This window comes from Paraburkholderia sp. EG287B (assembly GCF_040965595.1).
Taxonomy (GTDB): Bacteria; Pseudomonadota; Gammaproteobacteria; order Burkholderiales; family Burkholderiaceae; genus Paraburkholderia.
In genome coordinates this window covers 103,588-118,729 of sequence record NZ_JBFRCG010000003.1, presented here as the reverse complement: position 1 = coordinate 118,729, position 15,142 = coordinate 103,588, and the positions used below count along the sequence as shown (strand labels likewise).

Genomic DNA, 15,142 nt, shown 5'->3' with positions numbered 1-15,142 from the left:
CCGGGCCGGGCCCGCGAAGAGCCGTCACGAATGGCCTCAAGCCTGGGTCACGAGCAGCGACTCGACCGCGGCGATCACGTCGCCTACCGTGCGCACCTGCTTGAACTCTTCCGGCTTGATGCGGCGGCCCGTCATTTCCTGGAGCTTGATGGCCAGATCGACCGCGTCGATGCTGTCCAGATCCAGTTCCTCGAACAGGTGCGCCTCCGGCGTGACGCGCGCCGGATCGATATCGAAGTTCTCGTGAAAGATCTCGCGGATACGGTCGAGAATTTCAGCTTCGTTCATGATTCAATCCCCTTTCCCTGCAGTGGCTTCCAGCGCCTCGTTTTCGTTTGCGTGGCCCGCGACGAGCGCCGCGAGCGTATTGATCGACCGGAAGTAGCCGCGCACGTTTTCGTCGTCGGCGTTGATGGTCAGTTGATAGCGCTGGCGCAGCACGATGCCGATCTCCAGCGCGTCGATCGAGTCGAGCCCCACGCCGTCGGTGTCGAACAGCGGCGCGTCGTCGTCGATATCGGCGGGCGTGAGATGCTCGAGATCGAGCGCCTCGATCAGGAGCCGCTTAATTTCCAGTTTTAAAGTATCCATAGTCAAACAGGTGCTGTGTGATTTGCGCCTCGATGGTGCGCGTGACGTTGCGCGCGGCGAGTGCGGAAGGCATGTCGCGCGGCGCGAGCGGCTGGACGCCGATGGGTGCCAGCACGTTCACGGTCATGCGGAAGGGTCGCTGCGGAACGTGATACCAGCGCATCTGCTTGGTGAAGGCGGCCGGATCGCAGTGCATGAGCACGGGCAGAACCGGCGCGCCGGCCTCGAGCGCCGTATGCGCGAAGCCGCGCGAGAACGCGTGCAGGCGATTCGGCGCCGGGCTGCGCGAGCCTTCGGGAAAAATGATCATGCTGTAGCCGTTCGCCAGTTGGCGCGCGCAGTCCTGCACGAAGCCTGCGGGATCGGCGTTGCTCACGTACTCGGCCGCCCGCACGATGCCCCAGAAGCACGGGTTGCGCCAGTGCGCGTTTTTCACGACGCAACAGGCGGAAGGCGTGAGCGCGAGCAGCACGACCACGTCGAGGTAGGTGGGATGGTTCGCGACGACGATGGCGGGTGCGCCCGAGCGCAGCGCGTTCGCGCCGGCCACGTCGAGCGTCATGACGCCCGCGCGCTGCAAGGCGGCCACGAGCGAGCGGAAAAACCAGTGGATGACGATAGTGACCGCGCGTTGCCGCGAAGCGCGATGCGGCCAGACCGCCGCGAGCGGAAATACGATGACCGAGAACAGCAGCCCGCACGCGCCGAACATCGCGAAGCTGAAGCCGGTGGCGAATAGGCGCCAGCCGTAGTCAAGCCGAGCCGACATGCCAGCTCCATTGCCATGTGCCGCCGCCGCCCTGCCACGCGGCGCTTGCGCCGCCGCTCAGGCAGTGATGCAGCGCTTCGCTTTGCGTAGCGAATGCGCGTGCCGCCGCGGCCGGGCCCGGCTTGTCTTCCGTGATGGAGCACGCGAGCCGGCCTTGCGCAGCCGCGCTCGCATCGAGCAGCAGCGCGAACGCGCCGCGCTGCACTTCCTGCTCGACCGCGCCGTAGCGCGCGTCGGCGGGTTCGTCGGCGTAGACGATCAATACGGGGCTTGCGGGGTCTTCCGTATGCAGCGCGTGGCCTTCGAGCAGCGCGTAGCCCAGCGTCTGCGCGCCTGCCGAGAGGGCCGTCGCCGGCGAACGGTCGCCCCGCACGATGCCGAACAGCCCCGTCATCGCGTTGAGCACGGAAAGGCTGAACGCGTTCGGCGAAACCGGTTTGCTTGTCTCGATGTCGCGCAGAATGTCCGTCGTGCGGCGCAACTCGCCGTGCCGCGATGCGAAAACCACGCGTGTCCTGGCTTGCGCATCGACGCAGTCGCCGGCCACCTTCAGCGCCATCCGCGAAAGCGCGCTCAGCCGGCGGCGCATCATCGGATCGACGAACGCAACCTCAGGCAGACTTTCCGATACGGAAGACCAGAAGGACCAACGCACCACGGGCATGGTCCACGACAAATCGGGCATAGGGGTTGACGATAACGGCGGCCGCAGCGTGCGGGCTCTCGGCCCCGAACGGCGTATGTTTATTCTTCCTCGGCCCGCAAATATTCTGGACAGAGTTCTCGTGCGTACTTTAACGGCGTGATTCGCGGATTATTTAGGGCGAACCATGAAATATTTCGAAATGATTTGTTACGCATCAATAGATGCATTGAAATCAATAATTTATGCGCGCGACGTAAGCGCGCATCTGCCAAAGCATATGCCGCTCTCAGCATGTCGAATATCGGCCAACGGTTTAGCGCCCCGGACACGGCTGAAATAGGCAGTTACCGAGGTAAGCCGTAGAATGCGGGCGCCGCGCGGCAGTTTTAGTCACTGTCCGCCATGACACCCTACAGTCAGCTTCCAATAATCCGAACCCACTATCCCCCAGTCGCCCTCATGCTTTCCCTCTCCACCGTCGGGCTGATGGTCTCGGGCTGCGCGATCGTGCTGCTCATGCCGGGGCCGACCAACACCCTGCTCGCCGCCGCCGGTTTGCGGCAGGGTTTGCGGCGCTCCGCGCATCTGACCGTCGCCGAACTGGCCGGCTACCTGGTGTCGATTACCGTCTGGGGGTTGTGCTTCACCCATGCGTCGCATTCGCTGGGCTGGCTGCCGAAGGTGCTGCGTGTGGCCAGCAGCCTCTATCTGGCGTGGCTCGCCTTGCGCCTCTGGTTCACGGCCAACTCGATCGAGACCTCGGCCGGGGGTGTGGTCAGCACGCGCACGCTGTTCAGCGCCACGGTGCTCAACCCCAAGGCCATTTTGTTCGCCGGCTCGATTTTTCCGCCCGCGGCGTTCGCGAGCGTGGTCACGTGGCTCCAGGCCATGGCGATCTTCGCGGTCCTGCTGATTCCCATTGGCCTGACGTGGATCGCCATTGGCGCCGCGCCGCGCAACGGCCGTGCGCCGTTCATTCGTCCCGCGTTCTTCCAGCGTTGCGCGTCCATCGTGGTGGGCGCGTTCTCCGTGTCGCTCATGTGGGCGCTCGCGCACTGACGCTATCGCGTCATTCCCAGGCTCGCGCGACTTGCGGCGAAACGAGTTCGGCAACGCTGCACCAGCGGCTGCCAGCCGTTCCAGCCAGGCGCTGCAGCGCCTCGGCGTCGTTCACGGCGCATTCCACCGGAAACGACCTGGCCGCGTAGGCGGCTAGCCAGAGGGTCCGCATCACGCCGTCCGTGAACGCAACGTACGGTACGGCTGCGCTCGCCGGGCAACTGACTTCTGCAAGCGGCACCGGGTCTTCCTCGCCGAAGCTGAAACCCTCGGCCGCCAGTTCGAAGCGCGGGTCGGCACGCCATGTCTGCGGATTGCCGTTGGCGAGCCCGGCGTACTCGCCGCACGGATCGTCCCGCCAGAGCCTCAAGAAGCGCGCGCAGTCCACTTCGACCACGGCCCGTTCCTCGTTGCCATAGTTCGAGCGGCTCACCGACATATACACGTCGGCGACCGAGGTGCGCACGCGAAAAAGCGCGGCACGCTGCCCGTTCAACGCCCGCGCCTGCAGCCCCAGATGACTCTCCATCTCCGCTCCCGTTTCGTCGCAGCCCCATGCTTGCCGGAGAAAAAAGCGCGGGATAGCAGGAATGCGACAGCGCGAGGGGCAAAAGTGACCCTCTTCATTTTGGCGCCGGGTTGGCGTATTCATTCTCGCGATACAGCGCGTGGGTTCTATGTGCCGCACGCCGATTGGTGGCTTACTTGCGCCATCAAGCCAGCGCCCCCGCACGACGCGCAAGATGCAGCGGGCGCACCACGACACGAGGAGAACGCGCATGCCCACCGAAGACCCGCAGCACCGCTACGTGCTCACGCTGTCCTGCCCCGCCGCTGCCGGGCAGGTCGCCGCGGTCGCCGGCTTTCTCGACGCGCACCGCGGCTATATCGACGAGCTCACGGTCTTCGACGACGACATCAGCACGCGCTTCTTCCTGCGCTGCGTCTTTCACGAGGTCGTGCAGGCCGGCGCGGGCGAGCGCTTCGATCTGGCGGGCCTGCGGGACGAGTTCGCCAGTGTCGCGCGCAAACACGACATGACCTGGGCCATTCACGACCTGCGGGTGCGTCCCAAAGTGCTCATCATGGTGTCGAAGCTCGAGCACTGCCTCGCCGACCTGCTGTTTCGCTGGCGCATGGGCGAGTTGCAGATGGACATTGCGGGCATTGCCTCGAATCACCGCGATTTCGAACCGCTCGCCAGGCAGCACGGCCTGCCGTTTCACTATCTGCCCGTCACGCCGGAAACGCGGCGTGAACAGGAGGCCGCCATCCTCGACCTGTTCGATTCGACCGGTTCGGAGCTGCTGATTCTCGCGCGCTACATGCAGATTCTTTCCGACGAAACGAGCCAGAAACTCGCGGGCCGCGCCATCAACATCCACCATTCCTTCCTGCCCGGCTTCAAGGGCGCGCGGCCCTATCATCAGGCGCACGTGCGCGGGGTCAAGCTGATCGGCGCGACGGCGCACTTCGTCACCGACGATCTCGACGAAGGCCCGATCATCGAGCAGGAGGTGCAACGGGTCGACCACTCGCTGAACCCCGAGCGTCTGCTGGCCGTCGGGCGCGACGTCGAGTGCGTGACGCTTGCGCGCGCCGTGCGGGTGTTTCTCGAGCGGCGGGTCTTCATCAACGACGGCCGCACCGTCGTGCTGTGAGCAAGCGCCCGGGCGTTCACGCCGCCATGCTGTGGCGGCGCTGCGCCTGCGCCACCAGCGCCGCGAACGCCCCCTCGCTCATCCGGCTCGCCACGCGCTCTGCATAGTCGTGATGTCGCCGCGCGAGCGGCGCGCCCACGCAACGCGCCTGCAGATAACGCAGCAGCCCGATACGACCGTGCCCGCGCGCCATGCTCTGCTCCAGCAGGGCGAGCGCGGCTTCGGCATCGCCGTGACAGGCGCGTTTGTTGAGTTCGACGGTTGCGGTGCGCGGCATGACAGCGGGCCTCGTGGATGGGTGCGGCGTGGGGCGTGTGCCCGCTCACGAGTTGACCAAAGCGGCGGCGGCGGCGCTAGAACGAACGCGCCAGGGCGGCGGAACCGCCCCGCCATGCGGCGTGTATTCCTTCAAGATTTCGCTTTTGCGAAGATCGATGGCGGAAATCGACAAGCGCCTCGGGGCCATATCGGGGAAGCTTGGCTGAAACCGCATCGCCGCTTACCTGTTCCTCCATGTCCGACACCCTCGCCACCGCCGTTTCCATCGACGCCGCTCCCAAGGAGCGCATCCGTTTCGGCATCGTGCTGCTGCCGAACTTCACGCTGACCGCGTTCTCCGGTTTCGTCGACATGCTGCGTCTGTCCGCCGACGAAGGCGACTACAGCAAGCCCGTGCGCTGCTCGTGGCGCGTGATCGGCGAAACGCTTGCGCCCGTGCGTGCGAGTTGCGGCATCCAGATCGCGCCTTGGGAAACCTTTGCCGACGCCGAACCGGTCGACTATCTCGTGGTCGTGGGCGGACTGCTGCACTCCGGCCCGCACGCCAGCGAAGCCACGCTGCAGTACATCCGCCGCGCGGCTGGCGGCGAGACGACGGTTGTCGGGATCTGCACGGGCGTTTTCGCGCTGATGCGCGCCGGCGTGCTCGACGGTCATCGGATATGCGTGAGCTGGTTCCACTATTGGGACTTCATCGAGCGCTTCCCCAACGTCAATGCCGACGCCATCGTCGCCGACCGTCTGTTCGCGATCGACCGGCGCCGCATTACTTGCTCGGGCGGCCGCGCGTCGATCGACGTCGCCGCCGCCATCTTGCTGCGCCACTTCGATCACGCGACGGTGCAGAAGGCGTTGCGCATCTTGCTGGTCGGCGAAATGCAAAAAGGCAATGCGCCCCAACCTCACCCGCCCGGCCTCGAGCCCGCCACGCACCCGAAGGTCAAGCGCGCCGTCCTGTTGATGGAGCAGCAAGTCGGCCGCAACGTGCCGCTGGAGGAACTGGCCTGCAAGCTGAACCTCTCGGCGCGGCAGCTCGAACGCCTCTTCAAGGCGGAAACGGGGAAGAGTCCGCGCGCGTTTGCCAATGCGTTGCGTCTGCGGACCGCCGCGTGGCTACTTACGAGTTCGGATCGAACCGTTGCCGATATTGCTTCGAGTTGCGGGTTTTCGGATGCTTCGCATCTTGGGCGTGAGTTTCGTAAGCAGTTCGGCGTGCCGCCGGTTATGTTTCGTGCGCAGCGTAGCGGGCAGGATTCGGTGCAGTTGGCGGAGCTTGATGCGCTTTTGCGGGGGGGTGCTGCGCTTGCCGGGGTCGAGGCTGCTGTCGGTGGTTCGTTGCACTAACGGTTCTCGGGAGGATGGCCGCCAAAAAAGAAAAAAACAATCACTCAGCGCCGCGCCGCTCATGACTAGGCGCATGCCCAAACTGCACCCGATACGCCTTACTAAAATGGCAGGGTGAATTAAACCCACAAATAGCGGTCACACGAGAAATCGAAGTATCGGTCGTCCGCAACAGCTCCCGCGCGCGCTTGAGCCGCAACGTCAAGTAATAATGCGTCGGCGAGACATTAAGATAGGCCTTGAACATCCGCTGCAAATGCCGCTGCGAAAGCCGAACGAGCCGCGCGAGTTCCTCCAGCGAGAGAGGCTCCTTGATATTCGCCTCCATCAACCGCACGACCTCCACCAGCTCCGCACGCGAAAACCCCACACGCGCATCCACGGGAATAGGCTGCAGATCCGACGAGCCGCGAATCCGCTCGAGAATGAACTGTTCGGACACCTTGGCAGCAAGACTCTGACCAAGTCGCGCGCCAACGAGTTCGAGCATCAGATCGAGCGGCGCGGTGCCGCCCGTGCAAGTGAGCCGGTCGCGATCGACCACGAACAGTTCATCGGCGAAACGCACGCGCGGAAACTCCTCGTGCAGAACCGTGAGATCCTCCCAATGCACGGCGCAGCGATAACCGTCCAGCAACCCGCTCGCCATCAGCGCGTAAGCACCGGTGCAGATGCCGCCGAGCGGCACGCCCCGCTGCGCCACCATGGCGAGCGTCGCCCGCACGCCCTCGCTCATGATCTCGCGTATGCGTATGCCGCCGCACACGATCAGCACGTCGGGCAGGCACGCCGGGTCGAGCGCCTGCGCGGGGCGCACCGTGATGCCGTTGCTTGCGCGGGCCGGTGCGCCGTCGAGCGAGTAGATCGACCAGCGGTAATGCTCCGCGCGCCCCACGTAGTTCGCCATGCGCAGAACCTCGACCGCACTCGAAAACGCGATCATCGAAAAGTTCTGCAACGTCAGGAAACCGAAATTCCGGAGAGACGATGCCGTGCGCGTCTCGGGCTCGGGCACGGCGATGTCGGTCGTCACATTGCGCTCCTCGGGAAACGCGGTTGATCGTGTTATTCCAGCGCTTACGCCTCGACGACTGCGGGACGCACGCGCATCAGTTGCTTGAGTCCCGAGAACAGCGGCGCTTTCACGGCGCCCGGCGCCCGGCCAAAGCTCTCAGTAATGCGGTCGAGGATGATGGCGAGCAGCACGACGGAAAGCCCGCTTTCGAAACCGAGGCCAATATCCAGCCGCTGAATACTCGCGAGCACGTCGTTGCCAAGACCGCCCGCGCCCACCATCGAAGCGATGATGACCATCGAAAGCGCCATCATGATGGTCTGGTTCACGCCCTGCATGATGGACGGCAGCGCGTTGGGAAACTGCACCTTGTACAGCAGCTGCCATGGCGTGCAGCCGAACGCCTGCCCTGCTTCGACGATCTCGCGGTTCACGTGCTTGATGCCGAGGCTCGTGAGGCGAACCGCGGGCGGCATGGCGAAGATCACGGTCGACAGAATGCCCGGCACGCGGCCAAGGCCGAACAGCATCGCGGCGGGAATCAGATAGACGAACGCGGGCATGGTCTGCATCAGGTCGAGGATGGGCCGCACGATCGTATGCACGACTTTGCTCTTCGCCGTCCAGATACCAAGCGGAATACCGATCACGAGGCTGATCACCGTCGACGAGAGCGTGAGGCCGAGCGTCACGACGGTCTGATCCCAGAAGCCGGTTGCGTAGATCAGCAATAGCGAGCAGGTAGCGAAGATCGCGAAGCGCCAGCCCACGCGCCACAGGCCGATTGCGATGAAGAACGCCATGAGCGCCCACATGGGGATGGCCTGCAAGCCGTGCTCCACGAGTGCGGCGAAGCCCTCGATGGCCTTGCCGACGGCGTCGAAGCTGTTGGCGTCGTGGTCGAGCAGATAGTGAACCGACTGATCGACCCACTGGCCGACGGGAATGATCTCAGACATGAGCGGCACCTCGATTACGCGTAATGACCTTCAGGACGGCAGCCTGATCGATGGAACCGCAATAGCGGCCCTCGTCGTCGACCACGGGCAGCGCCGTCGTGTTCGCACACACGCGCGAGACCACCTGCTCCAGCGGCGTGCCAAGCTTGATGCACTCGACTTTCTTCAGCGACGGCTGCGCGGCGCCGATCGCATCGCGCGTGACGCAACCGCTGATGCGGCGCTGGGCGTCCAGCACGAACGCGTAATCGGCGCTGCCGTTGAGCGACGAGGCTACGCTCTTCGCATCGAGCGTGCGGATGAGCGGCACCGCCTCGCGCTGCATGAGGTCGCCGGCGGTGAGATAGCGGCTCGTGTCCACGCCGTCGAAGAACGCGCGCACATAGTCATCGGCAGGATTGCTGATGATTTCCTGCGGTGTGCCGATCTGCACGATGCGTCCGCCTTCCATGATCGCGATACGGCTGCCAATGCGCAGCGCCTCTTCGAGGTCGTGCGAAACGAACATGATCGTGCGGCGCTGCTCTTTTTGCAGTTGTAGCAGCACGTTCTGCATTTCCTTGCGCTTGAGCGGATCGAGCGCGGAGAACGCTTCGTCCATGATCATGAGCGAGGGATTCACCGCGAGCGCGCGAGCGAGCCCCACGCGCTGCTGCATGCCGCCCGACAGCTCGGCGGGCAGCTTCTGCGCAAACGGCGCGAGGCCGACCTGTTCCAGCACGGCCAGCGCGCGCCGCTCGCGCTCCTTGCGGCCCACGCCCGCCACTTCGAGGCCGAACGCGGCATTCGCGAGCACGCTGCGCTGCGGCATGAGCGCGAACGACTGGAACACCATGCTCATGTCGGTGCGGCGCAGCGAGACTAGTTCCGAGCGCCGCACGGCCGCAATATCGCGCCCGTCGATGACGACCTTGCCGGCGGTGGGTTCCACGAGCCGGTTGATGAGCCGGATCAGCGTGGACTTGCCCGAGCCGGAGAGGCCCATCAGCACGAAAATCTCGCCCTCATGCACCTCGAACGACGCATTGTTCACGCCGAGCACATAGCCGGTCTTCGCGAACAGCTCGTCTTTCGTCGCGCCCTTCGCAAGCAGCTCACGGGCAAGCTTCGGGTTGGGCCCGAATACCTTGCATAATCCATCGACCACGATCTTGGGGGATTTCATCGACTCCGTCTCCTCGAACGGCAGGCGCCGGCCCGCACGGTATGTCTACATGGTTGCCAGAAAAATCCCTGCCGGGATGGCGAATTGCGACAGACGCTTACGTAAAGGCGACACGGCGCCGCATCAGAAAATTACATGCTGCATATGCACAATCGCGCCGCGCGCGGCCCGTGATGGGCGCTGATCTGGCGGGGCCGCTGCAGGCCCCCTGCCGTTTTATTGTTTGCGATTACTGCGTGCCCGCCCAGGCATTCACGCGGTCGCCATGCGCGGCGATCCACGTATCGGCGGCGGCGTCGGGCTTCTCGCCGTTCTGGATCGCGAGCATTACGCTATCGATCTCACCCGGCTTCCACTGGAAGTTCTTCAGGAACGTCACGACCTGCGGAGCCTTCTTCTCGAGTTCGGGGTTGGCCACGTTGTCCACGTGCTCGGCCGCGCCGTACACGTTCTTCGGATCGTCGAGGAAGCGCAGCTTGTACTTGGCGAACATCCAGTGCGGCGTCCAGCCCGTGACGATCACGGGTTTCTTCGACCCCACCGAACGCGCCAGCTCGGCCGTCATCGCGCTGCCCGAACTCGGCATCACGCTGTAGCTGAGGTCGTATTGCTTGACGGCCTCGTCGGTCTTGCGCATCACGCCCGCGCCGGCGTCGATGCCGACGATGCGCCCGCCGAACGCCGACTTGTCCGCGTTCAGATCGGCGATGCTCTTCGCGCTCACGTAGTCGGGCACCACGAGGCCGATCTTCGCGCCGGTGAAGTTCGTGCCGAGGTCGACCACCTTGTCCTTGAATTGCGCCCAGTACGCGCCCTGTGTGACGGGCAGCCAGGCGGAAAGCGTCGCGTCGAGGTCGCCGCGCGCCACGCCCTGCCACATGATGCCCGCGGCCACCGGCACGAGCTGCACCGGATAGCCGTAGCGCTTCTCGATGATGCGCGCGGCCACGTTGGACGTCGCGACGCTGTCGTCCCAGCCTTCGACATAACCGATCTTCAAGGTCGGCTTGCCGTCGGCAAACGCCGGGGCGCTCAAGCTCACCATCGCCGATAACACACCGGTCCAAAAGAGTTTTCCAGCCAGCTTCATGGTCGATCTCCTGTGATATGGGCAAGCGCCCCGTGCCTATGCAGATTCGCCCGCCACAATCTGCCGCTAACGTCGATTTACGACGTGTTCTTGTCGTTGCGCGACGCGCGCGCTATTTGTCGACGACGAGGTCGGACAGCGGCTTCGAGCAGCACAGCAGCGCCATGCCCTGATCGATTTCGCGCTGGCGTATGCCGCCGCTATGCTTCATATCCACTTGCCCGGAAACGAGCTTGACCTTGCAGGTTCCGCACATGCCCTGGCTGCACGAGGAAGCGAGGCGCACGCCGGCCTGGCGCGCAGCATCGAGCACGGTCTGTTGTGCACCGCATTGAATCTCGCGGCGGCTCTTCGCGAAGGTGACCGTGAAGCTGGCGGTTTCGACCGACGATTCCGCCGGCGGCTGTTCCACCGGCGCTTCGGCATCCGCCGTAAGCGTTTCGAATGAAAAACTCTCTTCGTGATAGCGTTCGCGCGCAAAGCCCGCTTCGTCGAGCAGATCGCGCACGGCTTTCATGTAAGGCGCAGGCCCGCAGGTGAAGATCTCGCGCTCCATGAAGTCCGGAGCAATCAACTTCAGGAGCGGCAGCGAGAGAAAGCCTGTCACGCCTGACCAATCGGTGCGCGCGCCCACCCTTTCACAGACGAACGACGTGCGGAAATTCGCGCGGCTCGAAGCGATCAGCTCCAGCTCGCGCGCGAAGATGATGTCGTCGGGCGTGCGGGCGCTGTGCACGAAAACGATATCGCGGTCCTCCGCGAGATCGTGATGCGCGCGGCTCATCGACATCAGCGGTGTGACGCCGGACCCTGCGGAAAGGAACAGATACTTCGGCGCGGGGTGACGCGCACAGGTGAATTCGCCGGCCGGCCCGAGCACGCGCAGCGAAACGCCCGGGCGCAGGTTGTCGTGCAGCCAGTTCGACACCTTGCCGCCCGGCACGCGCTTGACCGTAATGGAAATGGTATGAGGCCGTGCGGGCGACGACGAAATCGTATAGCACCGGTTGATGGCCTCGCCGTCGATCTCGAGTTCGAGCGTGAGGAATTGCCCCGGCTCGAACGAGAACGTGCGGCCCTGCGGCGAGCGCAGGAAAAAGCTCTTCACGTCGTGCGTTTCCTGCCATACGTGGCAGCACACGAGGGTTTCCTCGACCTCGCTCGTCCACCGCTCGGGCAGCGCGCCCCAGAACGCCGGGCGCGTGACCCGGCTGTCGCTGGCGTCGAGTGGATTGAATTGGGCCGCGTCTCGCATCATGTCAAACTCCGCTCTCTCTGCTTTACGCGTGTGCGTTATGCGCCAATCTGCGTGGCGAGGCGGCCGATATACCAGGCCGAAAACTTTTCGACGAGCCCTTCCGTGTACGGCGAATACGGACCCGGTTCATACGCGCTGCTCGTCGCGCCGCGCTGCGAATACTCCACGAGCGTGCGGTCCTGGTTGTTGGTCGCGTTCCACACGGCGGTGAGGTTCTCCACGTCGTAATCGATGCCTTCGCGCGCGTCCTTGTGAACGAGCCAGCGCGTGCGCACGAGCGTTTCGCCGGCGGACAGCGGAATCACGGAAAACGACACGATGTGGTCGCTCATGAAGTGATGCCACGAATTCGGCTGCGTCCAGAACGAGAGGCCACCGAGATCGGCCGTGCGGAATTCGCCGAGCAGCTTCTTCGAGGCGACCTTCGCGTCCAGCGTTTGCGACTCGCCGCAGCGGTCGAGCGGCAGACGCTGCGTGCGAAAACCCGTGACATCCAGCAGTTTTTCGACCTCGACCGACGGCAGGTCCATCGCTTCCCACTGCTGCGCGCGCTCGTTGCAGGTGCGCTCGAACGCGTCCATGCCTTCCGCGTTGGCGTCCGTGCGCGCGTAGCCAAAGCCGTATTCGTAGAGCGAGATCGTCAGCTCGGGATGATTCGCCACGCAGTGATAGCACTCGCGGTTGTTTTCCATCACGAGCTTCCAGTTGCCCTTCTCGATGATGTCGACCTGCGCGGCAACTTTGCAGCCCGCCAGGTCGTGCGGCAGCAGGTACGGCTCCATCTCGGCGCGCATGAGTGCGAAGTCGGCGGGCGGCTCTTCGGCCAGACACACGAAGATGAGGCCCGCGAGATTTTCCACATGCACGCTCTTGAGGCTGTGCTTGCAGCGGTCGAACTGCTCGCCCATGTGCTCGGCGAACATCAGCGCGCCCGTGAGGTTGTAGGTCCAGCTGTGATACGGGCACACGATATTGCCCACCGACCCCTTCTCTTCGTTGCACAGACGCGCGCCGCGGTGGCGGCAGACGTTGTGGAACGCGCGCACCTGCATGTCGTCGTCGCGCACGATCAGGATCGAGTCGCCCGCCAGATCGACGGTCACGTAGTCGCCCGGTTCGGGAATCTCCGCTTCCGTGGCGACCTCGATCCAGTGTTGCCGGAAAATCGTCTCCATATCGAGCGCGAAAATCTCCTCGCTCAGGTAGAAGGGCGCCTCGAGGCTGTAACCCGCCTGGCGGCGCTCGATCAGCGCGCGAATCTCTGCCGTTACTTTCATGTGTGCTCCGGATTTTTCATCCCAGTTCGTTGCCGACAGGCCAGCAAAATCAGTAGTCGATGAGTTGATGCTCCCGCAAATACGCGAGGATCACTTGTGCTTTTTCGACCGAACTCCCTTCAATTACGACGTTGCCGCCCCGGCTTTCCGTCGTGGTCGCAGAAAGCATGCGCGCGTGGCCTGAACGCTTTTCCGCCGCGGCCAGCCGCACGGGTTTACGCTCGATCGGGCCGACCGACCATGCGGAAGCTTCGGTCGATTCGGCGGCGCTGACGCACGTTGCGCTCGCGGGCCGCACCGCGCCTGCGCGCAACCGCGCATAGGCGTAACGGGGCTGGGCATTCGCGAGCGGATGCACGGCGATCACCGCGGGCAGCGCCGTCTGCACGCGACGGCGCAGACCCTTGGGCAGAAACTGGCGCACCACGGCGGTGCGCGTCGTGACGTCGACGTCGGTATCGACTGCGCCGCCCACGATCGGCACGCCCAGCGCAGCCGCCACACGGTACGGCAGCATGCCGCTGTCGTGCGCGCCCTCGGCGCGCGTGCCGGTCAGCACGAGGTCGTAGCCGCGCACGCGCTCGGCGAGCACGCGCGCCGCGTCGCCGGAAGGCGCGCAGGCCAGCACCTCGACTTCGTGCGCGCCCAGCGCGAGGTATTCGGCGAGTGCGGGATCGGCGGCGTCGCCTGCGTGCAGCACGTCGAGGCGCGCGCGATGCCGCTCGGCCAGCGTGCGCGCGAGGTCGAGCGCGAGCGCGTCGTTGCGGCTGTAACGCGGCGCGCCGCTCACGGGGTGGCGCCCTACCGAAACGAGCACCGCAATGCGCTCGATTCCACCTTGAGGATCATGGCGTGCGTTCATGCGGCAACTCCTGCAGAATGCGCTTCGTCACGGTTGGCGCTCGCCCCGCCACGCTTTGCGCGTGCGGCTCGCACCTGCTCGATCAGCGCGGCGATCGTGCCTTGCGCGTCGCCGACCACGGTCAAGTTGGCGCGCTTCGCTATCGGCGCGCTGCCGTCGAGATTCACGGCAATCACATGGCGGCAGTCCTTGATGCCCTGCAAGTGCTGCACGGCGCCCGAAATGCCGAACGCGATATACACGCTCGCCTCGACCGTTTTGCCCGTCGCGCCGACCTGCTTGTCGCGCGTGAAGTGGCCGTTGTCCACCGCCACGCGGCTCGCGCCGATCGCCGCGCCGAATGCGCCAGCGAGGCGCCCGAACGCAGCAATGTCGGTCACGCCGTTGCCCGCCGAGACGATGAAATCGGCTTCTTCGAGCGCGACCTGGGCGGCGTCGATGGCTTCGAGCCCGAGGTCCTCGTATGGCGACGCGAGGTCGGTAGCCGGCCGGATGAAATCGCCCGCGAGGCGTTCGCCCGCGCCGACGAAAGGCAGCTTCGCCTCGACGGCGTTCGGCGCGAGCAGGACCACGTCGGGCAGCGAACGCTCGGCCCACGCGCGCTTCGCCTGTTCATACACGCCCACGTGCTTCGCATCGATCTCGACCACGTGGGTCGCCACGCTCGCACCGGCGGCGGCCGCATAGCGGCGGCCGAGGTCGCCGTCGCCGCTGGCGTTGTCGGGCAGGAATACGTGCTTCGGTGCCAGCGCCGCCGCGCAGGCCTGCAGCGCACGCAACGCGCTTTCTGGCGCGAAGGTGCGGCGCTCGAAACCGGGCAGTTCGATCAGCTTGTCCACGCCGAGTGCCCCGGCATCGTCCTTCAGCTCGCCGAACACGAGCAGCGCGACTTCGGTTTGCGCATCGGCCAGCAGCGCGGCGGCGGCAATCGCCTGGCAAGCGTGATCGTCGAGCGCGCCGCGTTCGGCGTGGGCGACGACGAGCAGGACGTGATCCGCATGACTCACCACGCGGCGTGGCTTCGCTGCGCTTGCGTGCGCATGCTGCGCGAGCCACTGCGCATCGCTTGAGTCTGCGCTGCCGGCTTCGCCCAGCGTGATGCGCCTGAGGCCCGCAGCCGTAATGACGAAGGGGCGGCGCGGATCGATTCGTTTGAGGGTATTCATC

At 65.0% G+C, this 15,142-nt stretch carries 17 protein-coding genes; 3 read left to right on the top strand and 14 right to left on the bottom strand.

Annotated elements, in window-relative coordinates:
• Positions 1-36 precede the first annotated feature (36 nt).
• Genes AB4Y40_RS05855 through AB4Y40_RS05840 form a run of 4 tightly spaced genes read right to left on the bottom strand, consistent with a single transcriptional unit; the run spans position 37 to position 2,045 of the window.
• Positions 37-288, bottom strand: coding sequence for an acyl carrier protein (locus AB4Y40_RS05855; protein WP_028208535.1), 252 nt, complete (start codon positions 286-288; stop codon positions 37-39).
• Positions 289-291: 3 nt separating this feature from the next.
• Positions 292-591, bottom strand: coding sequence for a phosphopantetheine-binding protein (locus AB4Y40_RS05850; RefSeq protein ID WP_028212563.1), 300 nt, complete (start codon positions 589-591; stop codon positions 292-294).
• A complete protein-coding gene (locus AB4Y40_RS05845; RefSeq protein ID WP_368686814.1) occupies positions 566-1,360 on the bottom strand; it encodes a lysophospholipid acyltransferase family protein in 795 nt (264 codons plus the stop codon). Before AB4Y40_RS05845 ends, AB4Y40_RS05850 begins: the two co-directional genes overlap by 26 nt.
• The gene (locus tag AB4Y40_RS05840; protein ID WP_368686813.1) at positions 1,344-2,045 is read right to left on the bottom strand and encodes a beta-ketoacyl synthase chain length factor; all 702 of its coding nucleotides are present in this window, start codon (positions 2,043-2,045) and stop codon (positions 1,344-1,346) included. The genes AB4Y40_RS05845 and AB4Y40_RS05840 overlap by 17 nt, the downstream gene beginning before the upstream one ends.
• A 420-nt stretch (positions 2,046-2,465) precedes the next feature.
• Here AB4Y40_RS05840 and AB4Y40_RS05835 point away from each other — a divergent pair, with 420 nt between their 5' ends.
• A complete protein-coding gene (locus tag AB4Y40_RS05835) occupies positions 2,466-3,065 on the top strand; it encodes a LysE family translocator (RefSeq protein WP_368686812.1) in 600 nt (199 codons plus the stop codon).
• A 10-nt stretch (positions 3,066-3,075) separates the two neighbouring features.
• Here AB4Y40_RS05835 and AB4Y40_RS05830 read toward each other — a convergent pair whose 3' ends face one another.
• Complete coding sequence (locus AB4Y40_RS05830; protein ID WP_368686811.1) at positions 3,076-3,594, bottom strand: hypothetical protein; 519 nt, start codon at positions 3,592-3,594, stop codon at positions 3,076-3,078.
• 250 nt (positions 3,595-3,844) lie between these two features.
• On the opposite strand from AB4Y40_RS05830, the gene purU reads away from it, so the two are divergent.
• Positions 3,845-4,726 carry a formyltetrahydrofolate deformylase gene (purU, locus tag AB4Y40_RS05825; protein ID WP_368686810.1) on the top strand — a complete coding sequence of 294 codons (882 nt, stop codon included), beginning with the start codon at positions 3,845-3,847 and terminating at the stop codon, positions 4,724-4,726.
• A 16-nt stretch (positions 4,727-4,742) separates the two neighbouring features.
• Here the strand turns inward: purU and AB4Y40_RS05820 are convergent, their stop codons facing one another.
• Positions 4,743-5,003, bottom strand: a complete 261-nt coding sequence (locus AB4Y40_RS05820) for a hypothetical protein (RefSeq protein WP_368686809.1) — start codon at positions 5,001-5,003, stop codon at positions 4,743-4,745.
• A gap of 236 nt (positions 5,004-5,239) precedes the next feature.
• Between AB4Y40_RS05820 and AB4Y40_RS05815 the strand changes: the two genes are divergently transcribed.
• Entirely contained in the window at positions 5,240-6,349 is a 1,110-nt protein-coding gene (locus AB4Y40_RS05815; protein ID WP_368686808.1) for a GlxA family transcriptional regulator, read from the top strand.
• A 40-nt stretch (positions 6,350-6,389) separates the two neighbouring features.
• Here the strand turns inward: AB4Y40_RS05815 and AB4Y40_RS05810 are convergent, their stop codons facing one another.
• The 8 genes from AB4Y40_RS05810 to AB4Y40_RS05775 form a co-directional block, all read right to left on the bottom strand.
• Positions 6,390-7,382, bottom strand: coding sequence for a GlxA family transcriptional regulator (locus AB4Y40_RS05810; RefSeq protein WP_368686807.1), 993 nt, complete (start codon positions 7,380-7,382; stop codon positions 6,390-6,392).
• A 44-nt stretch (positions 7,383-7,426) separates the two neighbouring features.
• Complete coding sequence (gene choW / locus AB4Y40_RS05805; protein WP_368686806.1) at positions 7,427-8,323, bottom strand: choline ABC transporter permease subunit; 897 nt, start codon at positions 8,321-8,323, stop codon at positions 7,427-7,429.
• Positions 8,316-9,488, bottom strand: a complete 1,173-nt coding sequence (locus tag AB4Y40_RS05800) for a glycine betaine/L-proline ABC transporter ATP-binding protein (RefSeq protein WP_368686805.1) — start codon at positions 9,486-9,488, stop codon at positions 8,316-8,318. The genes choW and AB4Y40_RS05800 overlap by 8 nt, the downstream gene beginning before the upstream one ends.
• Positions 9,489-9,717: 229 nt before the next feature.
• Positions 9,718-10,578, bottom strand: coding sequence for a glycine betaine ABC transporter substrate-binding protein (locus AB4Y40_RS05795; protein WP_368686804.1), 861 nt, complete (start codon positions 10,576-10,578; stop codon positions 9,718-9,720).
• Between the two features lie 112 nt (positions 10,579-10,690).
• Positions 10,691-11,836 carry a 2Fe-2S iron-sulfur cluster-binding protein gene (locus AB4Y40_RS05790; RefSeq protein WP_368686803.1) on the bottom strand — a complete coding sequence of 382 codons (1,146 nt, stop codon included), beginning with the start codon at positions 11,834-11,836 and terminating at the stop codon, positions 10,691-10,693.
• Positions 11,837-11,871: 35 nt separating this feature from the next.
• Positions 11,872-13,113: an aromatic ring-hydroxylating dioxygenase subunit alpha gene (locus tag AB4Y40_RS05785; RefSeq protein ID WP_368686802.1), complete on the bottom strand. Its 1,242-nt coding sequence runs from the start codon at positions 13,111-13,113 to the stop codon at positions 11,872-11,874.
• 49 nt (positions 13,114-13,162) lie between these two features.
• Entirely contained in the window at positions 13,163-13,975 is an 813-nt protein-coding gene (locus AB4Y40_RS05780) for an electron transfer flavoprotein subunit beta/FixA family protein (RefSeq protein ID WP_368686801.1), read from the bottom strand.
• Positions 13,972-15,141: an FAD-binding protein gene (locus AB4Y40_RS05775; protein WP_368686800.1), complete on the bottom strand. Its 1,170-nt coding sequence runs from the start codon at positions 15,139-15,141 to the stop codon at positions 13,972-13,974. Before AB4Y40_RS05775 ends, AB4Y40_RS05780 begins: the two co-directional genes overlap by 4 nt.
• Between the last annotated feature and the right edge of the window lies 1 nt (position 15,142).